21 protein-coding genes are annotated in these 23,679 nt (G+C 61.6%); 2 read left to right on the forward strand and 19 right to left on the reverse strand.

Annotation, left to right across the window (positions count from 1 at the left end; all coding sequences use genetic code 11):
* Positions 1 to 109 precede the first annotated feature (109 nt).
* From dtd to hutC, 15 genes are all read right to left on the reverse strand, one after another.
* A complete protein-coding gene (dtd, locus tag AC07XZ_RS13710) occupies positions 110 to 547 on the reverse strand; it encodes a D-aminoacyl-tRNA deacylase (protein WP_102687886.1) in 438 nt (145 codons plus the stop codon).
* On the reverse strand, positions 544 to 1,515 hold the full coding sequence (gene pip / locus AC07XZ_RS13715) for a prolyl aminopeptidase (protein ID WP_007952436.1): 972 nt from the start codon (positions 1,513 to 1,515) through the stop codon (positions 544 to 546). Before pip ends, dtd begins: the two co-directional genes overlap by 4 nt.
* A 104-nt stretch (positions 1,516 to 1,619) precedes the next feature.
* On the reverse strand, positions 1,620 to 2,537 hold the full coding sequence (locus AC07XZ_RS13720; RefSeq protein ID WP_102687885.1) for an alpha/beta hydrolase: 918 nt from the start codon (positions 2,535 to 2,537) through the stop codon (positions 1,620 to 1,622).
* On the reverse strand, positions 2,537 to 3,484 hold the full coding sequence (locus tag AC07XZ_RS13725; protein ID WP_102687884.1) for a choline ABC transporter substrate-binding protein: 948 nt from the start codon (positions 3,482 to 3,484) through the stop codon (positions 2,537 to 2,539). Before AC07XZ_RS13725 ends, AC07XZ_RS13720 begins: the two co-directional genes overlap by 1 nt.
* A 191-nt stretch (positions 3,485 to 3,675) precedes the next feature.
* Positions 3,676 to 4,476, reverse strand: coding sequence for an N-formylglutamate deformylase (gene hutG, locus AC07XZ_RS13730; RefSeq protein ID WP_102687883.1), 801 nt, complete (start codon positions 4,474 to 4,476; stop codon positions 3,676 to 3,678).
* A 10-nt stretch (positions 4,477 to 4,486) separates the two neighbouring features.
* Positions 4,487 to 5,692, reverse strand: a complete 1,206-nt coding sequence (hutI, locus tag AC07XZ_RS13735; RefSeq protein ID WP_102687882.1) for an imidazolonepropionase — start codon at positions 5,690 to 5,692, stop codon at positions 4,487 to 4,489.
* 248 nt (positions 5,693 to 5,940) lie between these two features.
* Entirely contained in the window at positions 5,941 to 7,473 is a 1,533-nt protein-coding gene (gene hutH / locus AC07XZ_RS13740; RefSeq protein WP_102687881.1) for a histidine ammonia-lyase, read from the reverse strand.
* Between the two features lie 116 nt (positions 7,474 to 7,589).
* Positions 7,590 to 9,113, reverse strand: coding sequence for a histidine ammonia-lyase (hutH, locus tag AC07XZ_RS13745; RefSeq protein ID WP_102687880.1), 1,524 nt, complete (start codon positions 9,111 to 9,113; stop codon positions 7,590 to 7,592).
* A 145-nt stretch (positions 9,114 to 9,258) separates the two neighbouring features.
* Positions 9,259 to 10,089, reverse strand: coding sequence for a quaternary amine ABC transporter ATP-binding protein (locus AC07XZ_RS13750; RefSeq protein ID WP_102687879.1), 831 nt, complete (start codon positions 10,087 to 10,089; stop codon positions 9,259 to 9,261).
* Complete coding sequence (locus AC07XZ_RS13755) at positions 10,086 to 10,937, reverse strand: ABC transporter permease (RefSeq protein ID WP_007952475.1); 852 nt, start codon at positions 10,935 to 10,937, stop codon at positions 10,086 to 10,088. Before AC07XZ_RS13755 ends, AC07XZ_RS13750 begins: the two co-directional genes overlap by 4 nt.
* Positions 10,938 to 11,021: 84 nt before the next feature.
* Positions 11,022 to 11,990: an ABC transporter substrate-binding protein gene (locus AC07XZ_RS13760; RefSeq protein ID WP_085746394.1), complete on the reverse strand. Its 969-nt coding sequence runs from the start codon at positions 11,988 to 11,990 to the stop codon at positions 11,022 to 11,024.
* A gap of 70 nt (positions 11,991 to 12,060) precedes the next feature.
* Positions 12,061 to 13,533, reverse strand: coding sequence for a purine-cytosine permease family protein (locus AC07XZ_RS13765; protein WP_102687878.1), 1,473 nt, complete (start codon positions 13,531 to 13,533; stop codon positions 12,061 to 12,063).
* A gap of 77 nt (positions 13,534 to 13,610) precedes the next feature.
* Positions 13,611 to 15,293, reverse strand: a complete 1,683-nt coding sequence (hutU, locus tag AC07XZ_RS13770) for a urocanate hydratase (RefSeq protein WP_039764719.1) — start codon at positions 15,291 to 15,293, stop codon at positions 13,611 to 13,613.
* Positions 15,294 to 15,740: 447 nt separating this feature from the next.
* Complete coding sequence (locus tag AC07XZ_RS13775) at positions 15,741 to 16,310, reverse strand: HutD/Ves family protein (protein WP_102687877.1); 570 nt, start codon at positions 16,308 to 16,310, stop codon at positions 15,741 to 15,743.
* Positions 16,307 to 17,017 (reverse strand): histidine utilization transcriptional repressor HutC, encoded by a 711-nt coding sequence (gene hutC / locus AC07XZ_RS13780; protein WP_170844914.1) that lies wholly within the window; start codon positions 17,015 to 17,017, stop codon positions 16,307 to 16,309. Before hutC ends, AC07XZ_RS13775 begins: the two co-directional genes overlap by 4 nt.
* Before the next feature lie 146 nt (positions 17,018 to 17,163).
* Between hutC and AC07XZ_RS13785 the strand changes: the two genes are divergently transcribed.
* On the forward strand, positions 17,164 to 18,528 hold the full coding sequence (locus AC07XZ_RS13785) for a formimidoylglutamate deiminase (RefSeq protein ID WP_102687876.1): 1,365 nt from the start codon (positions 17,164 to 17,166) through the stop codon (positions 18,526 to 18,528).
* 137 nt (positions 18,529 to 18,665) lie between these two features.
* On the opposite strand, the gene AC07XZ_RS13790 is transcribed toward AC07XZ_RS13785, so the two are convergent.
* On the reverse strand, positions 18,666 to 19,235 hold the full coding sequence (locus tag AC07XZ_RS13790; protein ID WP_102687875.1) for a lipocalin family protein: 570 nt from the start codon (positions 19,233 to 19,235) through the stop codon (positions 18,666 to 18,668).
* A 31-nt stretch (positions 19,236 to 19,266) separates the two neighbouring features.
* Entirely contained in the window at positions 19,267 to 19,521 is a 255-nt protein-coding gene (locus AC07XZ_RS13795) for a hypothetical protein (protein WP_007952486.1), read from the reverse strand.
* Between the two features lie 282 nt (positions 19,522 to 19,803).
* Between AC07XZ_RS13795 and AC07XZ_RS13800 the strand changes: the two genes are divergently transcribed.
* Entirely contained in the window at positions 19,804 to 21,696 is a 1,893-nt protein-coding gene (locus AC07XZ_RS13800; protein ID WP_207252705.1) for a methyl-accepting chemotaxis protein, read from the forward strand.
* Between the two features lie 180 nt (positions 21,697 to 21,876).
* Here the strand turns inward: AC07XZ_RS13800 and AC07XZ_RS13805 are convergent, their stop codons facing one another.
* Positions 21,877 to 22,479: a DUF924 family protein gene (locus AC07XZ_RS13805; protein ID WP_102687874.1), complete on the reverse strand. Its 603-nt coding sequence runs from the start codon at positions 22,477 to 22,479 to the stop codon at positions 21,877 to 21,879.
* A gap of 3 nt (positions 22,480 to 22,482) precedes the next feature.
* Complete coding sequence (locus AC07XZ_RS13810; protein ID WP_007952492.1) at positions 22,483 to 23,493, reverse strand: class 1 fructose-bisphosphatase; 1,011 nt, start codon at positions 23,491 to 23,493, stop codon at positions 22,483 to 22,485.
* Positions 23,494 to 23,679: the final 186 nt, after the last annotated feature.

Consider the following 23,679-nt stretch of genomic DNA (forward strand, 5'->3'; position numbering starts at 1 on the left):
GCGATTATCTAGTAGCCCGCGTGACAACGCATCAGGGGTAACAAAGTATTTATCGCGAAAATTCCCTGTTTTCAGTCGAAAAGCCCTTAAAAAGATGTTTCAAGCGCTTTCATGTCTGTAACAGGAAGGTTACCGGGCCATCGTTGACCAGGTGCACCTGCATATCCGCGCCGAATCTACCTGATGCCACTGTGCCATGCATCTGTTTCGCTTTGCTTAATAGATAGTCGAATAATTCTTCGCCCAGCGTCGGAGGGGCGGCGGTCGAGAAACTCGGGCGCAACCCGCTTTTGGTGTCGGCAGCGAGGGTGAACTGAGAGACCAGCAGCAACCCGCCGCCCACATCCGCCAGGGACAGATTCATCTTGCCCTCGGCGTCACTGAACACTCGATAGTTAAGCAGCTTATGCAGAAGTTTGTCGGCGCTGGCCGGCGTGTCGTCGGGTTCGACCGCCACCAGCACCAGCAAACCCTGATCGACACTGCCAACCACCTCGCCCGCCACTTCGACCCGCGCGCCTTTCACGCGCTGCAAAAGACCCTTCATGCTTCTTCGGGCGGCAGGTCGAGCAGGCGACGGGCCATTTTGCTGGCGGCGCGCACCAGTGCATCGGTGATGCCCGGTTCGGACGCGGCGTGGCCGGCATCGCGGATCACCTGCAGCTCGCTGTTCGGCCAGGCCTGATGCAGTTCCCAGGCGTTGTCGAGCGGGCAGATCACGTCGTAGCGGCCATGGATGATCACGCCCGGCAGATGGGCGATCTTGCCCATGTCGCGGATCAGCTGGTTTGGCTCAAGGAACGCGTTGTTGGTGAAGTAGTGGCATTCGATCCGCGCAATCGACAAGGCGCGCTGCGGCTCGGAGAAGCGGTCGACCACCAGCGGATTCGGACGCAGGGTCGCGGTGCGCCCTTCCCAGGTCGACCAGGCCTTGGCCGCGTGCATCTGGGCGATCTGGTCGTTGCCGGTCAGGCGTTTGTGGAACGCGCTGAGCAGGTCGTCGCGCTCGTCCAGCGGAATTGGCGCGAGGTAGTCCTGCCAGTAATCGGGGAACAGACGGCTGGCGCCGGCCTGGTAGAACCATTCGATTTCCTGCGGACGGCACAGAAAGATCCCGCGCAGGATCAGCCCATGCACGCGTTCCGGGTGGGTCTGCGCGTAGGCCAGCGCCAGGGTCGAACCCCAGGAGCCGCCGAACAGCACCCATTTGTCGATGCCCAGGTGTTTACGAATACGCTCGAGGTCTTCGACCAGATCCCAGGTGGTGTTGTTTTCCAGACTGGCGTGGGGCGTGGAGCGACCGCAACCGCGCTGGTCGAAGGTGACAATGCGATACAGGTTCGGATCAAAATAGCGGCGACTCTGGGCGTCGCACCCGGCGCCGGGACCTCCGTGGATGAACACCACCGGCAAACCTTCCGGTGAACCGCTTTCGTCGACGTACAGCGTGTGGGTGTCATCGACGGCCAGATCGTGCCGTGCGTGAGGTTTGATCTGCGGAAACAAAGTCTGCATTGCGCGCTCCGTAAGGGGTCGAGGTCATCCCTGGGGGGACTTCTATTATTCTGCCGTCCGGCATCATAAACCCGATTTACGTCAATGAGCATGCCCGCACGCTGTCACAATTTGTCAGCCATGAACCCCAGCAGGTTCTCAAAGAGACGATCGACCTCGGCGACCTGATGCCGCGCCCGCATGCAACCGTGAACCAGCCCTTCGCCGTAGTAAAGCGCCGCGTCGACGCCCGCTGCTTTAAGCCGTTCGGCGTAGCACACGCCGTCGTCACGCAGCGGATCGAACTGCGCCACGGCGATCCAGGCCGGTGGCAAACCGCTGAAGTCCCCGGCCAGCAATGGCATCGCATAGGCGTTCGGCTTCGCGGTGCCGCGCAAGTACAAGGCGTGATAGCAATCGACATCGCTGCTGGCGAGCAACGGCGCATCGGCGCATTCGCTGCGCGACGCTAACTGTGCGTCGCCACCCAGCCCCGGATAGATCAAGACCTGCGCGCCCGGCAGCGGCTCGCCGGCATCGCGTAGCGCCAGGCACAGCGCCGCCGCCAGATTGCCGCCGGCGCTGTCGCCAGCCACCAGCATCCGTCCGGGATCGAACCAGAACGGTCCGCTGCGCAACGCGCGCCAGACGCTCAGGCAATCCTCGAAACCGGCCGGGAACGGATGCTCCGGCGCCAGCCGGTAATCCACCGCCACCACCATCGCCCCGAGGGCCATGGCCAGCTCGCAGCAGATGAAGTCATGGGAATCCAGCCCGCCGACCACCCAACCGCCGCCGTGCAGATACAACACGCACGGCCAGCCACTGGCCGATGGCCGGACAGGCGGGCGATACGAACGCACCGCCACCCCGCTCAACTGGAAATCCACCACCTCCAGACCCGCCGGCCGTTCGGGCGTGAAGGCGCGGCACATGTCGTCATAGGATTTGCGCAATCCGCCGAGGCTGCTGTCATCGCTGGCAAAGCTTTCGGTTCTGGCGACGAACGCCGCCATCGACGGCGAGAGTGGATAAGTGCCCATCAGTTTTTCAGACTGGCCTGAACCGTGGCCACGCCGTCCTTGCCGTCGAAGCTGCTGACACCCGCCAGCCAGCGTTGCAGGTCTTCGGGATGTTCACGCAGCCAGGTCTTCGCCACTTCCTGCGGCGTCTTGCGCTCCATGATCGGCACCATCAACTGGCTTTCCTGGGCGGCGGTGAAGGTCAGGTTTTCCAGCAGTCGATGGACGTTCGGGCAGCGCTCGGCGTAGTCCGGCGCGGTGACCGTGGAAACGGTGGCGGCGCCTTCGTTCGGGCCGTAGACGTCTTCGCTGCCGGTCAGGTAGGTGATTTTCATGTTGATGTTCATCGGGTGCGGCGTCCAGCCGACGAATACCACGAATTCCTTGCGGTTCACCGCTCGCTGCACGGCGGCGAGCATGCCGGCCTCACCGGATTCGATGATCTTGAAATCCTTCAGGCCGAAGTGGTTGGTTTCGATCATGGTCTTGATCGTGGTGTTGGCGCCGCTGCCGGGCTCGATGCCGTAGATTTTGGCGCCGAGTTGATCCTTGAATTTCGCGATGTCGCCAAAGGTCTTCAGCCCCGCCGCCGCCACGTAATCCGGAACCGCCAGCGTCGCCTGGGCGTCGGCCAGGCTTGGTTTGTCCATGACTTTGACCTGATTGGCAGCGAGGAACGGCGCGATGTTCTTGTCCATCGCCGGTTTCCAGTAGCCGAGGAAGATATCCAGACGTTTGTCGCGGATGCCGGCGAAGATGATTTGCTGCACGGCGCTGGTTTGCTTGCTTTCATAACCGAGGCCGTTGAGCAGCACGTCGGCCATGCCGCTGGTGGCGATCACGTCGGTCCAGTTGACCACGCCCATGCGCACGGTTTTGCAGGAAGCATCGTCGGAAGCCATGGCGCCGGCGCTGAGCAGCGCACTGCCGGTCAGGATTAACGCACAACGAGTGAACAGTTTTTTCATGTGGGATCGTCTCGTGCGGCAGCGGGTTATTGTTCGGATCGGTGTCTTCTTGCACCGTGGCCGAAACATTACGCAGCAGACGAGCGGGAAAAGCGAACTGTGGCGACCGGGATTTGCACGGTGGCGACTGTTTGTTTCCACCACCCAGCTAGATCGTTCCCACGCTCCGCGTGGGAACGATCAGAGCAGACTCAGCTGTAGTGCTTTGTGCCCCAGGCGAGCAGCCCTTGCAGCAACTCCTTCAACACCACCCGCGTCGGCTCCGCCAGATCGGCGCGGTAGCGGAACGGTTCGAACTCTTCCATATACGTGCACTGGCCCAGCTCCAGTTGCACGGCGTGGATGTTCTCGGCCGGGTTGCCGTAGTGACGGGTGATGTGGCCGCCCTTGAAGCGTCCGTTCAGCACATGGCTGTAAGCGTCGTGGCGGGCGCAGATCGCTTCCAGTTGTGTGGCCAGTTGTGGATCGCAACTGGCGCCATTGAAGGTGCCAAGGTTGAAATCCGGCAGCTTGCCGTCGAACAGGTGCGGGATGATCGAACGGATCGAGTGTGCATCGAACAGCAGCGCGTAACCGAACTCGGCCTTCAGCCGCGCCAGCTCTTCCTGCAAGGTGCGGTGGTACGGCGTCCAGATCTGCTTCAGGTACGTCGTACGTTCTTCTTTCGACGGCTCCTGCCCTTCCTTGAACAACGGAATGCCATCGAACAGCGTCGCCGGGTACAGCCCGGTGGTGGCGCCCGCGTACAAAGGTTTGTCGTCGGACGGCCGGTTGAGGTCGATGACGAATCGCGAGTACTCGGCCGCCAGGGTGCTGGCGCCCAGTTCGGCGGCGAAGTCGTAGAGCTGCGGAATGTGCCAGTCGGTGTCCGGCAGACTTTTCGCGTCCGCGATCAACCCGGCCTCGACCGCCGGGGTCAGGCGTACGCCGGCGTGGGGCATGCTGATCAGCAGCGGCACGCGACCTTGTTTGAAGTTCAGAACCTTATCCACAACCGCTCTCCTACAGACTTGATTCAACGCCGTGACGCACGACGCGTTTATCCAGTTCACCACCCAGCCAGTACGCCAGATCCGCCGGGCAGTCGATCTGCCAGGCGACAAAATCCGCGACCTTGCCGACTTCCAGCGAACCGTGGGTATCGGCCATGCCCAAGGCTTGCGCCGCGTGAATCGTGGCGCCGGCCAGGGCTTCTTCCGGGGTCATGCGAAAACAGGTGCAGGCCATGTTCAGCATCAGGCGCAACGACAACGATGGCGAGGTGCCAGGGTTGAGGTCGCTGGCGATGGCGATTTTCACTTTGTGTTTGCGCAGGGCTTCCATCGGCGGCAACTGGGTTTCGCGCAGGAAGTAGAACGCGCCCGGCAACAGCACCGCGACGGTGTCGGATTCGGCCATGGCGATGGCGTCGGCTTCGTCCATGAACTCCAGGTGATCGGCGGACAATGCGTGGTAGCGCGCAGCCAGGCTGGAGCCGTGCAGCGACGACAATTGTTCGGCGTGCAGCTTCACCGGCAGACCGAGTTCTTGCGCGGCGATGAACACCCGCTCGACCTGCTCAGGGGAGAACGCCAGGTATTCGCAGAACGCATCCACCGCATCGACCAGGCCTTCGGCAGCCAGCGCTGGCAGCATTTCGGCGCAGATGTGATCGATGTAATCGTCGGCGCGATCTTTATATTCCGGCGGCAATGCGTGAGCAGCCAGACAAGTGCTGCGCACGCTGATCGGCAGTTCGTCGGCGAGGCGACGGATGACCCGCAGGATCTTGCGCTCGCTGGCCAGATCGAGGCCGTAGCCGGACTTCATTTCGACCGTGGTCACGCCGTCGCGCATCAGGCTTTTCAGACGTTTGGCGGCGCTGGCGAACAGCTCGTCTTCCGAGGCCTCACGCGTGGCACGCACGGTGCTGGCGATGCCGCCGCCGGCCGCTGCGATTTCGGCATAGCTGACGCCTTGCAGGCGCTTCTCGAACTCGCCGCTGCGGTTGCCGCCGAACACGGTGTGAGTGTGGCAATCGATCAGGCCGGGGGTGACCCACGCGCCTTGCAGGTCATTGACCGCCGGGTATTCGCCTGACGGCAATTGGCTGCGCGGGCCAATCCACTCGATGAGTGCACCGGACGTCACGATGGCCGCATCCTCGATGATCGAGTAGACGCCTTGCGCCATGGTTGCGACGTGGCAGTGTTGCCAGAGGGTTTTCACTGTGAGCCTCCGTTGGATTCTGTTTGGTGGGCAGCCTTCAAAAGCCCCCTCACCCTAACCCTCTCCCGGAGGGAGAGGGGACTGACCGGGTTGCTCTTTCGAGGTACATCGACCTGAAATTCTTGAGTCGAACTCAGGTTCTGAAAACGATGAAGATCTGCTCCCTTTCCCCCTCTCCCCCTTGGGGGAGAGGGCTGGGGTGAGGGGGATCGGTTTCCCGGACGACAAAAATCCCCCTGAAAAAACGCTTACAAACTAGGCAGCAACTTCGCCGGAACCAGTTCAGTCAGGACCCGCGAAGCCAACAGTTCGGTCGCCGCGTTGATATCCGGCGCGAAGAAGCGGTCCTTCTCGTAGAACGGCACTTCGCGACGCAGAATCCCTCGGGCCAGTTCCAGTTTGGCCGAAGTTTTCAGGCCGTTGCGCAGATCAAGCCCCTGCACCGCCGCCAGCCACTCCACCGCAAGAATCCCGCGGGTATTCTCAGCCATTTCCCACAGGCGCTTGCCAGCGGCCGGGGCCATCGACACGTGGTCTTCCTGGTTGGCAGAAGTCGGCAGGCTGTCCACCGAATGCGGATGGGACAGCGCCTTGTTTTCGCTGGCCAGGGCCGCAGCGGTCACCTGGGCGATCATGAAGCCGGAATTTACGCCGCCATTGGCCACCAGGAACGGCGGCAGCTGCGACATGTGCTTGTCCATCATCAACGAGATGCGACGCTCACTCAGGGAACCGATTTCGGCAATGGCCAACGCCATGTTGTCAGCGGCCATGGCCACTGGCTCGGCGTGGAAGTTGCCGCCGGAAATCACGTCGCCTTCGGCCGCGAACACCAGCGGGTTGTCGGATACGGCGTTGGCCTCGACAGCCAGCACTTCGGCGGCCTGACGGAACTGGGTCAGGCACGCGCCCATGACTTGCGGCTGGCAACGCAGCGAGTACGGATCCTGCACCTTTTCGCAGTTCTGGTGCGAGTCGGAGACTTCGCTACGCTCGCCCAGCAGATCGCGGTAAGCGGCAGCGGCGTCGATCTGGCCTTTCTGGCCACGGGCGGCGTGGATGCGCGCATCGAACGGCGAACGCGAGCCGAGCACCGCTTCGACCGTCAGACCGCCCAGCGCCAAAGCGCCAGCAAACAGGTCTTCACCTTCGAACAGACCGCGCAAAGCGAAAGCGGTGGAAACCTGAGTGCCATTGAGCAGCGCCAGACCTTCTTTCGCCGCCAGAGTCAGCGGGGTCAGACCGGCGACTTTCAGCGCTTCGGTCGCTTCCATCCACTCGCCCTTGTAACGCGCCTTGCCCTCGCCCAGCAGCACCAGCGACATGTGCGCCAATGGCGCGAGGTCGCCGGAGGCACCGACCGAACCTTTCAATGGAATGTGCGGATAGACCTCGGCGTTGATCAGGGTGATCAGCGCATCGATCACCACCCGACGGATGCCGGAGAAACCACGGCTGAGGCTGTTGACCTTGAGCACCATGATCAGGCGCACCAGCTCATCGCTGATCGGCTGGCCGACACCGGCGGCGTGGGACAGCACCAGCGAACGCTGGAGGTTTTCCAGGTCTTCGCTGGCAATGCGGGTCGAGGCCAGCAGGCCGAAACCGGTGTTGATGCCGTAGGCGGTGCGGTTTTCCGCGAGTATCTGCTCGACGCAGGCCACACTGGCCTCGATCTGCGCGCTGGCGCTGTTGTCGAGGGTCAGCTTGACCGGATTCTGATAAACGTCACGCAGTTGGGCCAGGCTCAGTTGGCCGGGGATCAGGTTCAGCGCAGTCATTTTGTGCTCCTTTTGAGAGTTTATTGTTAACTCGCCAGACGCTCCGGAGATGTCCGTTGTCCGTCGCGTCTGCCCTTTTGGGGAGCCGCGCCTTGGCACGCTGGCGTGGGTAGTTGTCAGTGCAAATTCGGTAATGCGTTGTGCAGCAGATCCGTGTCTTTCAGAACGCTTGCAGCTGCGGCGATGTCCGGCGCCAGCCAGCGGTCCTGATCGTAGGCCGGGACTTTTTCGCGCAGCAGTCGCCAGGCGGTATCGGTGCCGGCGCCGAATCGCTGTTCCTTGAGAAATTCAAACGCCTGGGCCGCCAGCAGGTACTCGATCGCGAGGATCTGCGTGCAGTTTTCCAGCGCGCGATGCAGCTTCAGCGCGGCGTTGGTGCCCATGCTCAGATGGTCTTCCTGCAGGCCCGAGGTGACGTAGTTGTCGAGCACCGCCGGTTGCGCCAACTGGCGGTTTTCCGCGCACAGCGACGCGGCGACGTATTGCACGATCATCATCCCGGAGTTCACCCCCGGATTGGCCACCAGAAACGCCGGCAGACCGCTGACGTGCGGGTTGATCAGGCGATCCAGACGCCGCTCGGCAATCGAGCCGATTTCAGCCATCGCAATCGCCAGCAGATCCGCCGCCAGCGCCACCGATTGTCCGTGCGGGTTGGCCTGGGACATCACCCGGAAGTCATCCGGCGTGCCCAGCAGCAACGGGTTGTCGGTGCAGCCGTTGAGTTCGGTTTCGATCTGCTTGATCGCGTGTTCCAGTTGATCGCGGGCGGCGCCGTGCACCTGCGGGATCGAACGGATGCTCAGTGCATCCTGAGTGCGAATGCCTTTGCTCGACGCAATCACTTCACTGCCATCGAGCAAGGCGCGCAAATTGACGCCGACCTGCTGCATGCCCGGATGCGGCTTGAGCGCAATGATCTCGGCATCGAACGCGGCGATCTGGCCGCGCTGGGCCTCGAAGCTCATGGCGCCGATCACGTCGGCCCATTGCAGCAGACGCGTGGAGTCGGCGATCGCCAGGCAACCGAGGCCGGTCATGCACGGCGTACCGTTGACCAGACACAGACCGTCCTTCGCCCCGAGCTGAACCGGTTGCAGGCCCTCTTCGGCCAGCGCCTGCTGTGCAGACACGATCTGCCCGCGATAGCTGACATTGCCCACGCCCAGCAGCGCGATTCCGATGTGCGCCATGTGGGTCAGGTAACCCACCGAACCCTGCGACGGCACTTGCGGGGTGATGCCGCGATTGAGCAGCGCCAGCAGCGCTTCGACCACCCGACGATGAATGCCGGATTTGCCGTGGCTGTAGTTGCGGATCGCAGCGCACATGATTGCGCGGGTCTGCTCATCGGCCAGTACCGGACCGACGCCGCAGGCATGGCTGAGCAAGGTGTTGCGCGACAGCTGACTGAGCTGCTCGTCTTTCAGCGAAACGTTGCACAGCGCACCGAGACCGGTGTTCACACCATAGGCGCGCTCGCCGCTGGCAACGATACGCTGGACGATGCCCTGCGCGTTTTCAATGCGCGCCCAGGTCTGCGCCGACAGCTCGAGCTGCGCTCCGTGACGGGCGACTGCGACCACATCCTGCCAACGCATCGTAGCGTCGGCGATAACGACTTTTTCAGCCTGGGACATCACTTACCTCAACCATAATTTTGATGCAGCTTCACCGGCCTCATCGCTGGCAAGCCAGCTCCCACAGAATCTCCGCTGCTCACACAATCCCTGTGGGAGCGGGCTTGCCCGCGATGAGGCCAGTCTGTGCACTGCAAAACTCAGATCAGACCACCGCCGCCCGCCGCTGCACGAAACGGTCGACATACTCGTCCGCCGGCGAATGCAGGATCTCTTTCGGCGTGCCGACCTGGATCAGGCGGCCGTCCTTGAGGATCGCGATGCGGTTGCCGATGCGCACGGCCTCGTCGAGGTCGTGGGTGATGAAGACGATGGTCTTGTGCAGGGTCTTTTGCAGCTCCAGCAACTGGTCCTGCATCTCGGCGCGGATCAGCGGATCCAGCGCACTGAACGCTTCGTCCATCAGGATGATGTCGGTGTCCGCCGCCAATGCCCGGGCCAGACCCACACGCTGGCGCATGCCGCCGGAGAGCTGGTGCGGGTATTTGTTTTCGTAGCCCTTGAGACCCACGGTGTTGATCCAGTGCAGCGCGCGTTCGGCGCACAGCTGCTTGGTCTCGCCACGCACTTTCAGGCCGTAGGCGACGTTGTCGAGCACGGTCTTGTGCGGCAGCAGGCCGAAGCTCTGGAACACCATGCTGATCTTGTGCCGACGAAATTCGCGCAAGGCGTCCATGTCGTATTGCAGGATATCCACGCCGTCCACCAGGATCGCGCCGCTGGTCGGGTCGATCAGGCGGTTGAAGTGGCGCACCAGCGTCGATTTTCCGGAGCCGGACAGGCCCATGATCACGAAGATTTCGCCGGTGCCGATGCTCAGGGACAAGTCGTTGACCCCGACCACGCAACCGGTTTCGTTCAGCACCTGATCCTTGGTCTTGCCCTGGCCGACCATCGCCAGGGCGTCCTTGGCGCGGCTGCCGAAAATCTTGAAGACGTTTTTGACTTCGATCTTGCTCACGGTTGCGTTGCTCATTTGCTCACCTCATGCCGTGGCCGACCATACGCCTGGGTAATGCGGTCGATGACCACTGCGAGAATCACGATCGCCAGACCGGCTTCCAGGCCACGTCCGACGTTGAGGGTCTGAATGCCCACCAGCACATCTTCACCCAGGCCACGGGCGCCGATCATCGAGGCGATCACCACCATCGACAGGGCCATCATGGTGGTCTGGTTGATCCCGGCCATGATGCTCGGCAGGGCCAGCGGCAGTTGCACGCCGAACAGTTGCTGCCAGCGGTTGGCGCCGAAGGCGTTGATCGCTTCCATCACTTCGCCGTCGACCTGGCGGATGCCCAAATCGGTCAGGCGGATCAGCGGCGGCGCGGCGTAGATCACGGTGGCGAAAATCGCCGGCACCTTGCCCAGGCCGAACAGCATCAGCACCGGAATCAGGTACACGAAGCTCGGCATGGTCTGCATGATGTCGAGCAGCGGCATCAGCACCGAACGCAGGCGATTGCTGCGCGCCGAGAGAATCCCCAGCGGTACGCCGATCAGCACCGAAATGACCGTCGCCACCATCATCAGCGCGAGGGTCTGCATCAACTTGTCCCACAGACCGACAGCGCCGACCAGGAACAACAGACCGACGATCACGGCGGTGGTCACGACTTTGCGCGTCGCATGCCAGGCCACGACGCCGACGATGGCCAGCATCAACCACCACGGCGCGGCGCGCAGCAGGCCTTCAAGATTGACGATGGCCCACAGCAGGGTGTCGGAGATATGGCGGAACACATCGCCGTAGTTGGTGACCAGCGCATCGACCCAACCGTTGACCCAGTCGGCGATGGAAAAGGTAAAGCTTTCGGGAAACATAAGCGGCTCTCAATCAGGAAACTCAATCAAGCGATTGCGGCGAACACCCCGGCCAGCCTCTCGGTTGGCCGGGAGGAATTCGACCTACAGCGCCGCGTCGATTTTCTTGGCAGCGTCTTCACTCACCCACGCATGCCAGACCTCAGGATGTTCCTTGAGGAAGATTTTCGCCAGTTTTGGCGACTCGATACGTTCCTTCGCCATGCGGCCCAGGTTCTGGTTCAGCAGGTCGATCGGCAGGTTGACCTTTTCCAGCACGGCCACCAGTTCCGGCGCTTGCTCGTGGAAGGTCTTGGACAGACCGACCTTGATGGTCACGGTCTTGTCGACGCCCGCTTTTTCTTCCAGTTTGACTGCGTCGATCTGGCCCATCAGCGGGGTTGGCGACCAGTAGTAGAACAGGATAGGCTCGCCACGCTTGTAGCTCGACAGCACCGCCGCATCCAGCGCCGGACCGGTGCCCGGGCGGAAGTTGGTGTAGCTGTTTTCCAGACCGTAGCTTTTCAGCATTTCGCTGTTGTCCAGCTCGCAGGTCCAGCCGGCCGGGCAGTTGTAGAAGCGGCCCTTGGAAGGCTCTTCGGCGTCTTTGAAGATGGCGGCGTATTTGCCCAGGTCGGCGATGTTTTTCAGGTCCGGCGCCTTGGCTTCGAGTTTGCGTTTGGCGTCGCCTTCGATCACGTAACGCGGCACGTACCAGCCTTCGATCGCCCCCACCACCGGGGCGCCGACACCGACGACCTTGCCGGCCTTCTCGGCCTTGTTCCAGACCTCGCTGCGGCCAACCCATTCTTCGGCGAAGATCTGGATGTCGTTGCTGCTCAGGGCGTTTTCCATGGTGATGGAGTTGCCCGGCAGGCTGTCGGTCTTGCAGTCGTAACCTTTTTCCAGCACCACTTGCAGAACGTCGGTCAGCAGCATGCCGCTTTCCCAGTTCAGGCCGGCGAATTTCACCGGTTTGCCGGACTCGCACCAGCCGGCGGCCTGGGTCGCGCCGGCGCTGGCCAGCAGGCCCATGGAAAGCAAGGTGGTCAGCAGGGTCTTGTTCGATTTCATTGTTGTGACGCTCCTAATCATGAATTGGCTTACGGCAGTCAAGAGGCATCCAGCCCTGTCCACGTCCAAATCAGGCCTGCGCCGCAGCGCGACCGGCCCCGCTTGTTTTAGGTTGTACAACGCTGTCCTGCTCGACGGGCAGAATCAGTCGATCGGGTACGGTGCCGTGCCATTTTTTCGCGCAGACGTAGTACAGCGCTGCGGGCAGCACGAGACCGATGATCCAGGAAATATCCACATCCCCCAGGGCCGCTACCAATGGACCGGTATAGAACTTGGTGGAAATGAACGGCAGTTGCACCAGCACCCCGAACACATAAACGCTGATACCGAGGAGGTTCCAGCGGCCGTAGCGACCGTTCGGATCCGCCAGTGCCGGTACGTCATAGCGCTCGCGGGTGATGCAGTAGTAGTCCACCAGGTTGATCGCGCTCCAGGGCGTGAAGAACGCCAGCAGGAACAGGATGAAGGACTTGAACGCACCGAGGAACGAATGCTGGCCGAGCAGCGCGATCAGGGTCGCCGCGCCGACGATCACCAGTACGAACACCAGACGCTGCATCCGCGAAACCTGCAAGTTGCCACGGAAGCCGCTGATGATGGTCGCGATGCACATGAAGCTGCCGTAGGAGTTCAGGGTGGAGATGGTGACCTTGCCGAACGCGATGCTGAAATACAGCAGCGCGGCGGTGGCACCGGTCCCGCCCAGACCGACGATGTAAGCGACTTCATGACCGGCGAATTGCCCGTTGGCCGAAGCGGCCGCGAAGACACCGAGGATCATCGCCACCTGCGCACCAATTACCGAACCGGCACCGGCGGCGAAGAAGGTTTTCACCGAAGACACCTTGCTCGGCAGGTAACGCGAGTAGTCCGCCACGTACGGGCCGAAAGCGATCTGCCAGGAGGCCGCGAGCGACACCGCCAGCAGGAAACTGCTCCAGCTGAAGTGACGGATTTCCAGAAGTGCGCCGACGTCCACCTGACTCATCAGACGGCTGAACAGGTAAACGAAAGCAATCACGCCAATGGCGCTGGCGATCCGGCCGATCCAGTGAATCACCCGATAGCCGAGCACCGTGACCACCACGATGACGCTGGCGAAAAGCAGGATGCCGACGGTGTCGCTGACCCCGAACAACTGGCCCAGCGCCTGACCCGACAACACGGTCCCGGTGGCGGTGAAGCCGAGGTACATCAGGCACACCAGCACGATCGGAATCGCCGCGCCGTAAACGCCGAACTGCACCCGGCTGGAAATCATCTGCGGCAGGCCAAGCTTAGGCCCTTGCGCCGCATGCAGCGCCATCACCCCGCCGCCCAGCAGTTGACCGATCAGCAGACCGATCAACGACCAGAACACATCGCCGCCCAGCACCACGGCCAGGGCCCCGGTGACAATCGCGGTGATTTGCAGGTTGGCACCCATCCACAGGGTGAACTGACTGAACAGACGACCGTGTCTTTCCGCTTCCGGGATGTAGTCGATCGAACGCCTTTCGATCAACGGTTTACTGCCTGCACGATCGGTGTTGCCCGCCATGATTCAACCTCTGTGGATTGTTCTGGTTATTGTTGTTGTGGCCCTGCGGGAGCGAGGGTGCCCGCTCCCGCAGATGTTCACTTGCCGGTGATCATCGGCAGGTTCAGCCCTTGTTCCTTGGCGCAGTCGATGGCGATCTGGTAACCGGCATCGGCGTGACGCATGACCCCGGTGCCCGGGTCGTTGTGCAGCACGCGAGCGATACGCTCGGCCGCTTCGTCAGTACCGTCGCAGACAATCACCATGCCCGAGTGCTGGGAGAAGCCCATGCCGACGCCGCCGCCGTGGTGCAGGGACACCCAGGTCGCACCGCTCGCGGTGTTCAGCAGCGCGTTGAGCAGCGGCCAGTCGGAGACTGCATCGGAGCCGTCCTGCATCGATTCGGTTTCGCGGTTCGGGCTGGAGACCGAGCCGGAGTCGAGGTGGTCGCGACCGATCACGATCGGAGCCGACAGCTCGCCGCTGCGGACCATTTCGTTGAACGCCAGACCGAGCTTGGCGCGCAGGCCCAGGCCGACCCAGCAGATACGCGCCGGCAGACCCTGGAAGCTGATGCGCTCGCGGGCCATGTCCAGCCAGTTGTGCAGGTGGGCGTCGTCCGGGATCAGTTCTTTGACTTTCGCGTCGGTCTTGTAGATGTCCTGCGGGTCACCGGACAGCGCAGCCCAGCGGAACGGGCCGATGCCACGGCAGAACAGCGGACGGATGTAGGCCGGTACGAAGCCCGGGAAATCGAATGCGTTTTCGACGCCCTCTTCCTGAGCCATCTGACGGATGTTGTTGCCGTAGTCGAAGGTCGGCACGCCCATTTTCTGGAAGTCGAGCATGGCTTTGACGTGAACGGCCATCGATTGCTTGGCGGCCTTGACCACAGCGGCTGGCTCGGTCTTGGCGCGGGCGCGGTATTCGTCCCAGGTCCAGCCGGCCGGCAGGTAACCGTTGAGCGGATCGTGGGCGCTGGTCTGGTCGGTGACCATGTCCGGGCGCACGCCGCGCTTGACCAGTTCCGGAAGGATTTCAGCGGCGTTACCGCACAGGGCGATGGAAACGGCCTTGCCTTCGGAGGTGTATTTGGCGATGCGGGCCAGCGCGTCGTCGAGGTCTTTGGCCTGCTCGTCGACGTAACGGGTCTTGAGGCGGAAATCGATGCTGATCTGCTGGCATTCGATGTTCAGCGAGCAGGCACCGGCGAGGGTCGCTGCCAGTGGCTGGGCGCCGCCCATGCCACCGAGGCCGGCGGTCAGGACCCACTTGCCGGTGAGGTTGTCGTTGTAGTGCTGGCGACCGGCTTCAACGAAGGTTTCGTAGGTGCCCTGGACGATGCCCTGGCTGCCGATGTAGATCCAGCTGCCGGCGGTCATCTGGCCGTACATGGCCAGGCCTTTGGCGTCGAGTTCGTTGAAGTGTTCCCAGGTCGCCCAGTGTGGCACCAGGTTGGAGTTGGCGATCAGTACGCGCGGGGCGTTGCTGTGGGTCTTGAACACGCCGACCGGCTTGCCCGATTGCACCAGCAGGGTTTCGTCTTCGTTGAGGTTGGTCAGGCTCTCGACGATCTTGTCGTAGCACTCCCAGTTACGCGCAGCGCGACCGATGCCACCGTAGACCACCAGCTCTTTCGGATTCTCGGCGACTTCCGGGTCGAGGTTGTTCATCAGCATGCGCAGCGGCGCTTCGGTCAGCCAGCTCTTGGCGGTCAGCTTGTTGCCGCGGGCGGCACGGATTTCGACGTCACGAAACTTAGTGGTTTTGTTGTCAGTCACGAAAAAGACTCCTCAGCGATCAATTCAAACCAACCCTGGCAGTGGGCAAGCAGCCTGTGCGCATCAGTGCGCGACAAGCGAATCAGTGGACGCTGCGGAGAGTCTCGGTCGACTCATACGCATACGTCTTTACTTGTACATACAAGCATATGCAATCAAGCGGCCAACTTGTTGGAGGGTCGTTCAACAAAAATCCCGCACAGGGCTGCAGAGCGCCTGATTCAAGGGTTCAGGCGCTCATGAAATTTTTCGCGGGGTGGATTGAGGGTGGCGAGAGGTTGTTACGAAAGCGTGGTTTTGCGCCACACTGGGGCGTTCGGTAACAAGTTGGTGCGCATTTCGGGAACGTCGGGACGAAAAAAAAACGCTGCTTTCAAAGCAGCGGTTTTTGATCGTTGATCGTTAGATCGTTCCCACGCTCTGCGTGGGAACGATCAGGGGAGAGAATCAGCGCAGAGACAGCTCGATCACGCAGCAGCCGGCATTGACGGCAATCTCGGTCAGCCCGGTATTACCGTCCATTTGCAGGCAGTCATGACGGCCGAGTTGCGACGCACTGTCACCGACCGTGACCTCCAGCAGTTCGCTGACGCTGAAGACCAGCACGGTGCTTGCCGAACTGAAAAACCGCTGCTCGCCGTCCAGCCATTGCAGGCGTGCGCTGTAACGCTGGGGTGAGTAGATCAGGTTGAAGTCGCGGATTGCGCCACCGAGCAAGGTGCAGGACACCTGGCTCTCGCCGCTGAAGGCAAACGGGTCGAGGGGTAACAACGGCCGGGTATCGTCGCCGTCGACACACAGGGTCATGCCGTCGCCCTGCAATACCGTGATGACCCGCTGGTAACCGGCGAAGGTCGAGAAACCGCCAGATTCAGCGATGTCGGCAATCGACAGACGCCAGCCAAAACCGTCGAGGCCGGCGCCGGCGTCACGGGTGATTTCCTCGGTGCTGCCGCCGCCGTTTTTCCACGGCATGCGCGGGTAGCCTTCAGCGCGTAAAACCTTGAGTTGACTCATTTATGAAACCGACCTTCCAGACGATGACGAGAACCGGGGTGGATCAGGCGCGCCGCCGTCACCGGCTGACGACCCGACCACGTACGACGGCGGATCAGCAGGCACGGCTCGCCTTTTTCGATCTGCAGCAATTTGCATTCGGACGCTTCGGCAAGGATCGCTTCGACCACGTGCTCGCCTTCGGTCAACGGTGCGACCTGGTTCAGATAGGCGTAAGGCGTCTGCAGGGTGAAGTCCTGCTTGAGGTATTCCGGGGCGACCAGCGCGTTGACGAAGCGGTCTTCGATCTGCACCGGAATGTCGTTTTCGTAATGCACGATCAGCGAGTGAAAGACCTTCTGCCCTTCGCGCATGTCCAGCGCCAGCGCGCGCTCGGAACCGGCAGCCTCTTCTTCCAGGGTGATCACCTGGCAGGTGTGGCGATGGCCACGAGAAGCAATTTCGTCGGCGATGTTGTGCACTTCGAACAGCGCGGACTGGCTCTTCGGCTCAGCAACGAAAGTGCCGACGCCTTGCATGCGTACCAGCAGGCCGTCGGCGGTCATTTCCCGCAGCGCGCGGTTGATGGTCATGCGGCTGAAACCCAACTGGCTGACCAGCTCGCTTTCCGACGGCACGCGGTAATGCGGCGGCCAGTTACCGCTGTCGATCTGCTGGGTGATCATCTGTTTGACGCGGGCGTACAAGGGCGCCGGACTGTCGCCCATGTTCGCGGCCAACGGGGAGACTGGAGGCGGAGTCGGCACGGTGGATCCCTGTTCATTGGATGAAAGTTGCTAGCTTGCCGGAGTTTACCGGGCAGGCAAACGTCTGTATATGTATATACAAATAACACACGATGGGGTGCTGAACCATGTCCGCCTTCTTTGCCGAACGCGCGCTGCTGCCTAACGGATGGGCCAACAATGTACGTCTCGAGGTCAGCGCCGATGGCGTGTTGACCCGAATCCAGGCCGATTCCACTGCAGATGGCGCCGAACGGCTGAGCGGTCCGCTGCTGCCGGGGATGCCGAATCTGCACTCCCACGCGTTTCAGCGAGCGATGGCCGGACTTGCAGAAGTGGCCGGCAATCCCAACGACAGTTTCTGGACCTGGCGCGATCTGATGTACCGGCTCGTCGGAAAAATCAGCCCCGACCAGCTCGGTGTGATTGCCCGTCAGCTGTACATCGAAATGCTCAAGGCCGGTTACACCTCGGTCGCCGAATTCCATTATGTCCACCACGATCACAACGGCCAGCCTTACGCCGACCCGGCCGAACTGGCGTTACGCATCAGCCAGGCGGCCAGCTCCGCCGGTATCGGTCTGACATTGCTGCCCGTGCTCTACAGCCACAGCGGTTTCGGTGGCCAGACCCCGAACGAAGGCCAGCGCCGCTTCATCAACAGCACCGAAAATTACCTGAAGCTGCAATCGCGTCTGCAACCCCTGCTGGCGCAGCAAAAGGCGCAGTCGCTGGGCCTGTGCTTCCACTCGTTGCGCGCGGTCACGCCGCAGCAGATCAGCGAAGTGCTGGCGGCCAGCGACCAGCAATGCCCGGTGCACATCCACATCGCCGAGCAGCAGAAGGAAGTCGATGACTGCCTGAGCTGGAGCGGTCGTCGTCCGCTGCAATGGCTGTACGAAAACACCGAAGTCGATCAGCGCTGGTGCCTGGTGCACGCGACCCACGCCAATCCGGAAGAAGTCACGCTGATGGCCAAAAGTCGCGCCATCGCCGGCCTGTGCCTGACCACCGAGGCCAACCTCGGCGACGGGATTTTCCCGGCGGTGGATTTCATCGCTCAGGGCGGGCGCATGGGAATTGGTTCCGACAGCCATGTGTCGTTGAGCGTGGTAGAGGAATTGCGTTGGCTGGAATACGGCCAGCGTCTGCGCGATCAGCGACGCAATCGCTTGTATGGCGCGGATCAGCCGATGGTCGGCCGTACGCTGTATGACGCGGCGCTGGACGGTGGCGCTCAGGCGCTGGGCCAGCCGATCGGCGCGCTGGAAGTCGGCAAGCGTGCCGACTGGATTGTGCTCGATGGCAGCGATCCCTATCTGGCCACGGCCAGCGGTGACGGGATTCTCAATCGCTGGCTGTTTGCCGGTGGCGATCGTCAGGTGCGCGACGTGCTGGTCAACGGTCAGTGGGTCGTGCGCGAGGGGCGACATGCCGGGGAGGAGGACAGCAATCGCGCCTTTACCCAGGTCCTGCGAGAGCTTTTGGGCTGACACAAACTTCTGTTACTGATCGTTCCCACGCTCTGCGTGGGAATGCAGCCCGGGACGCTCCGCGTCCCAAAAGCGGACGCAGAGCGTCCATTGAGGCATTCCCACGCGGAGCGTGGGAACGATCAGAACAGGAGAAGTCAGTTGGACGTCTTGGCCATCTGCTGATCCGAAGTACGCCAGATCAGGCGCGTGGTGTCATAACCCTGCTGACGCGCCTTGCTCAGCAGTTCCTCACGCACCACACCGTTGACGGTCGGCGTGCGGGACAACAGCCACAGGTAGCGACGACTCGGGTCGCCCACGAGGGCGGTCTTGTAGTCATCGCTGACGTACAGCACCCAGTATTGACCCTTCGCCACACCCGGAATCAGACGCGAGAACCAGGTATCAAATTCGACCCACAGCTTGTCGGTCTTGCCCGGCACCTGTGGATAAGCCGTGCCTTTGACTTCTTCCCACTTCCAGTCTGCCGTCAGACAGCGGTTGTACACCGCGATATTACCGTCGGGCTTGAGCGAGTAACGGGCTTCTGATTGCGCGCAATTGCGCTGGAAATACATCGGCAGACGCGCCAGTTCGTACCAGGTGCCCTGGTAACGCTTGAGATTGACACTGTTGACCGTCTTCGGCGCCAGCGGATCTTCACCTGACGTGGCGCAGCCGGCCAATACCAGGCCGGCCAAAAGGACAAGCAATAACCGCTTCATTGTTTTTCTCCCGTGGGCGCGTAGCCCCGGTTTACTTCAGGCCTTGGCCGGAAAACATCAGCACTTTGTCACCGGCATACTGCACGCTGATAAAGCTGTTCTTGTCGCCCCAGGTGCAACTGGACATGCCGAGCGCGCCCGAGCAATCGGTGGGCTTGCCAAGCAGCGTCTCCACTTCGGCCTTGGCCATGCCGGCCGAGAGCTTCGAATAGTTTTCCTGATTGACCTTGCTGCATGCGGCCAACAGCACGCAAAACGACAGAAGGGCGATAGATCGCAGCGACATGGTGTAACTCCTGGAACGGAAGGGGGATGGCATGGCGCCAACCAGAAGCTTAGAAGAGAAAACCCCTGTCTGGTTCCCTGGAAGGCTGGCTATTTGTTAGCCCGCTCGTCCGGCTTTCCCCGGTAAATCAGACAGTTTGTAAGGCTATTAAGCATTTCGTCGTATTTCGCAAAAGGCGCCTAATCTTTGGCGCGCCGTGGTCGAAATAAGAGCAGCGCAAAGCCCGATAGTGTGGCAAATTGCCGCCCTTTCTTGACCAGCCCCTTCGCGGTAGCTCACTTAATGACCAGAAACATGAAATTCAGCCACAAGATCTTGTTGGCTGCCGCCCTCGTGGTGGCCGTTGCGTTCGCCTGTTTCATTTTGTTCAACGACTATCGCCAGCGCGAAGCCCTGCAAAGCAGCACCGAAGCGTCGATGCAGGAACTGGGCAGCCTGACCACCAGCAACATCCAGACCTGGCTGGAAAGCCGCATCCAGTTGCTGCAATCGATGGCGCAACAGGTTGTCGCCGACGGCAACGCCCCGGCCAGCCTGAAACGCATCATCGACCTGCCCGCCTACACCGGCAATTTCCAGCTCAGCTACTTCGGCGGCGCCGACGGCGTGATGTTCTCGGTCCCGGCCGGCAACCGCGCGCCGGATTACGATCCGCGCGCCCGTGGCTGGTACAAGGCAGCCAACGCTGCGCAACAGACCATCGTCACCGAACCGTACATCGCCGCCTCGTCGGGCAAACTGGTGATCACCGTCGCCACCCCGGTGCAGCGCCAGGGCCAGATGATCGGTGTGGCCGGCGCCGACATTGATCTGTCGAGTGTCAGCGCAATCATCAACTCGCTGAACTTCGGCGGCCATGGCCACGCGTTCATCGTCGGTGCCGACGGCAAGATCCTGATCCACCCGGACAGCAAACTGGTGCTCAAGACTCTGGCCGAGGCCTACCCCAACGGCGCACCGAAAGTCAGCCCGGGCCTGAAAGAAGTCGAGTTCGACGGCAAGACCCAGTTGATCTCCTTCACCCACGTCAACGGCGTGCCGTCGGCCGACTGGTACGTGGCGCTGGTGCTGGACAAGGACACCGCGTTCTCGATGCTCAGCGAATTCCGCACCTCGGCGCTGATCGCCATGGTCATCGCCGTGGTGATCATCATCGCCCTGCTCGGCATGCTGATCCGCGTCCTGATGCAGCCGCTGCTGACCATGGGCCGCGCCATGCACGACATCGCCGAAGGCGAAGGTGACCTGACCAAACGCCTGACCATCCACGGCCACGATGAATTCGGTGCGCTGGGGCTGTCGTTCAACCGTTTCGTCGAGCGCATTCACACTTCGATCCGCGAAGTGTCTTCGGCCACCGGGCAAGTCAACGAAGTCGCCCTGCGCGTGGTCGCGGCATCGAACTCATCGATGTTCAACTCCGACCAGCAGGCCTCGCGCACCAACAGCGTGGCCGCCGCGATCAACCAGCTCGGCGCCGCCGCCCAGGAAATCGCCCAGAACGCCGCCCTCGCCTCGCAACATTCCAGCGACGCGCGCAGCCTGGCCGAAGACGGCCAGCAGGTTGTGGATAAAACCATCCACGCGATGCAGCAGCTGTCGGCGAAGATCAGCGACTCCTGCGGCAACATCGAAACCCTGAACAGCAACACCGTGAACATCGGGCAGATTCTGGAAGTGATCACCAGCATCTCCCAGCAGACCAACCTGCTGGCGCTCAACGCCGCCATCGAAGCGGCCCGTGCCGGTGAAGCCGGTCGCGGATTCGCCGTGGTCGCCGACGAAGTGCGCAACCTGGCGCACCGCACCCAGGATTCGGCGCAGCAAGTGCAGAAGATGATTGAAGAGCTGCAAGTCGGCGCGCGTCAGGCGGTCGGCATCATGACCGAGAGCCAGCGTGAGAGCGAAAGCAGCGTCGGCATCGCCAACCAGGCCGGCGAACGTCTGGGCAGCGTGACCCAGCGCATCGGCGAGATCGACGGCATGAACCAGTCGGTGGCGACCGCGACGGAAGAGCAGACAGCGGTGGTCGAGTCGATCAACGTTGATATCAACGAGATCAACACGCTGAACCAGGAAGGTGTGGAGAACTTGCAGGCTACTTTGCGGGCTTGTGCGGATCTGGAGCAGCAGGCTGCTCGGCTGAAGCAGTTGGTGGGTAGCTTCAGAATCTGAAGATCAAGAGCTTACCCCCTCATCGGAACGCCGCCCGCCCATCCCTCTCCCCCAAGGGGGCGAGGGGAAAGGGAGCCGATCTCTGTCGCTTTCCAGACCTGAGTTCAACTCGGTCAGTCCCCTCTCCCTCCGGGAGAGGGTTAGGGTGAGGGCTGGTTTTTCAGGTTGCCGAAAATCGCCCTAAAACCGCGAACCCGGCTCTTTCAAAAACTTCAGTTCCTCAACCGTAGACTCCCGCCCCAACACCGCATTGCGATGCGGAAACCGTCCAAACCGCGCAATCACCTTCTGATGCCGCTCGGCATAATCCAGGTTGTCGGCAAACACCCCGCGCTCCGCTTCCGGCTGTTCCGCCACCAGTTCGATGAATCGCGAGACCGCTTCATTCTGCACCGCGAGGTTTTCGCAGTGTTCGAAGACGAGGTAGATGAAGAGTCGCTGGATCGGTTTCAACTGCCGATCGAAGTCTGCGGCAATCCCCTGAGCAACCAGTTTCTGTGCCCGTAGATCACCGGAAAAAGCCTTGGGCGTATCGCGAAAGATCATTCGCGGGAGTTGGTCGAGCAGCAGCACCACCGCCAGCCAGCCTTCAGGACGTTGCGTCCACTCGGTCAATTCGCCAGCGAGGGCCTGATCGACAAAGACCCCGAAACGCTCACGCGCTTCGAGGTCCTGGCTGTCTTTCTTGCCGAACCACAACTTGCCCTGTTGCGCCGAAACTTCAGTGGCTGATTCGGCATGACCGAACCACCAATCGAGCAACGGCTGCCAGGGCGCGTTCATGGTTTATTCCTTGTGGTAAGCCGTGGCGCGGGCGACTTCTTCTTTCGAGCCGAGGAACACCGCTACGCGCTGGTGCAGGCCTTCAGGCTTGATGTCGAGAATGCGCTGGTGACCGTCGGTGGAAGCGCCGCCCGCCTGTTCCACGAGGAACGACATCGGGTTGGCTTCGTACATCAGACGCAGTTTGCCCGGCTTGGACGGCTCGCGGCTGTCGCGCGGGTACATGAACAGACCGCCACGGGTCAGGATGCGGTGTACGTCGGCAACCATCGCCGCGACCCAACGCATGTTGTAGTTCTTCTTCAGCGGGCCCTCTTCACCGGCCAGCAGTTCCGAAACGTAGCGCTGTACCGGGGCTTCCCAGTGGCGCTGGTTGGACATGTTGATGGCGAATTCCTGGGTGGATTCAGGAATGGTGATGTCTTCGTGGGTCAGGACGAAGCTGCCCATTTCGCGGTCCAGGGTGAAGCCTTTGACGCCGTGGCCCAAGGTCAGCACCAGCATGGTTTGCGGGCCGTAGATCGCGTAACCGGCGGCAACCTGCTGAGTGCCTGGCTGCAGGAAGGCCTTTTCATCCAGCGCTTCGTTCTGGCTCAGGTATTCGTTCGGGCAACGCAGCACGGAGAAGATGGTGCCGACCGGGGCGTTGATGTCGATGTTCGACGAACCGTCCAGCGGGTCGAATACCAACAGGTAGGCGCCTTTCGGGTATTTGCCCGGGATCTGGTAGGCGTTGTCCATTTCTTCGGACGCCATGCCGGCCAGGTGACCGCCCCACTCGTTGGCTTCGAGCAGGATTTCGTTCGACAGCACGTCGAGCTTCTTCTGCACTTCGCCTTGCACGTTTTCCGTGCCCATGCTGCCCAGAACACCGCCCAGGGCGCCTTTGGACACGGCGTGGCTGATCTCTTTACAGGCACGCGCCACCACTTCGATCAGGAAGCGCAGATCGGCAGGAGTGTTGTTGCTGCGGGTCTGCTCAATCAAATAGCGACTCAGGGTAACGCGGGACATGGACGGCTCCGGTGGAATGGGGGGCTAAAAACCCGCGCAGTTTACAGGGAGTCTGAAACCGTAGCGAGCAATGACGCCCGGTAACATGCGTCGGGTGCAATTCCTGCTATCAGACGTGATCGAACCGAGAGAGTTCAGGCACCGGATTCAGCGTAGTTGGAAACCCGACGGGTGTAGAGGCCACAC

This window comes from Pseudomonas sp. GW458-11-26-14-LB4, from assembly GCF_059423925.1.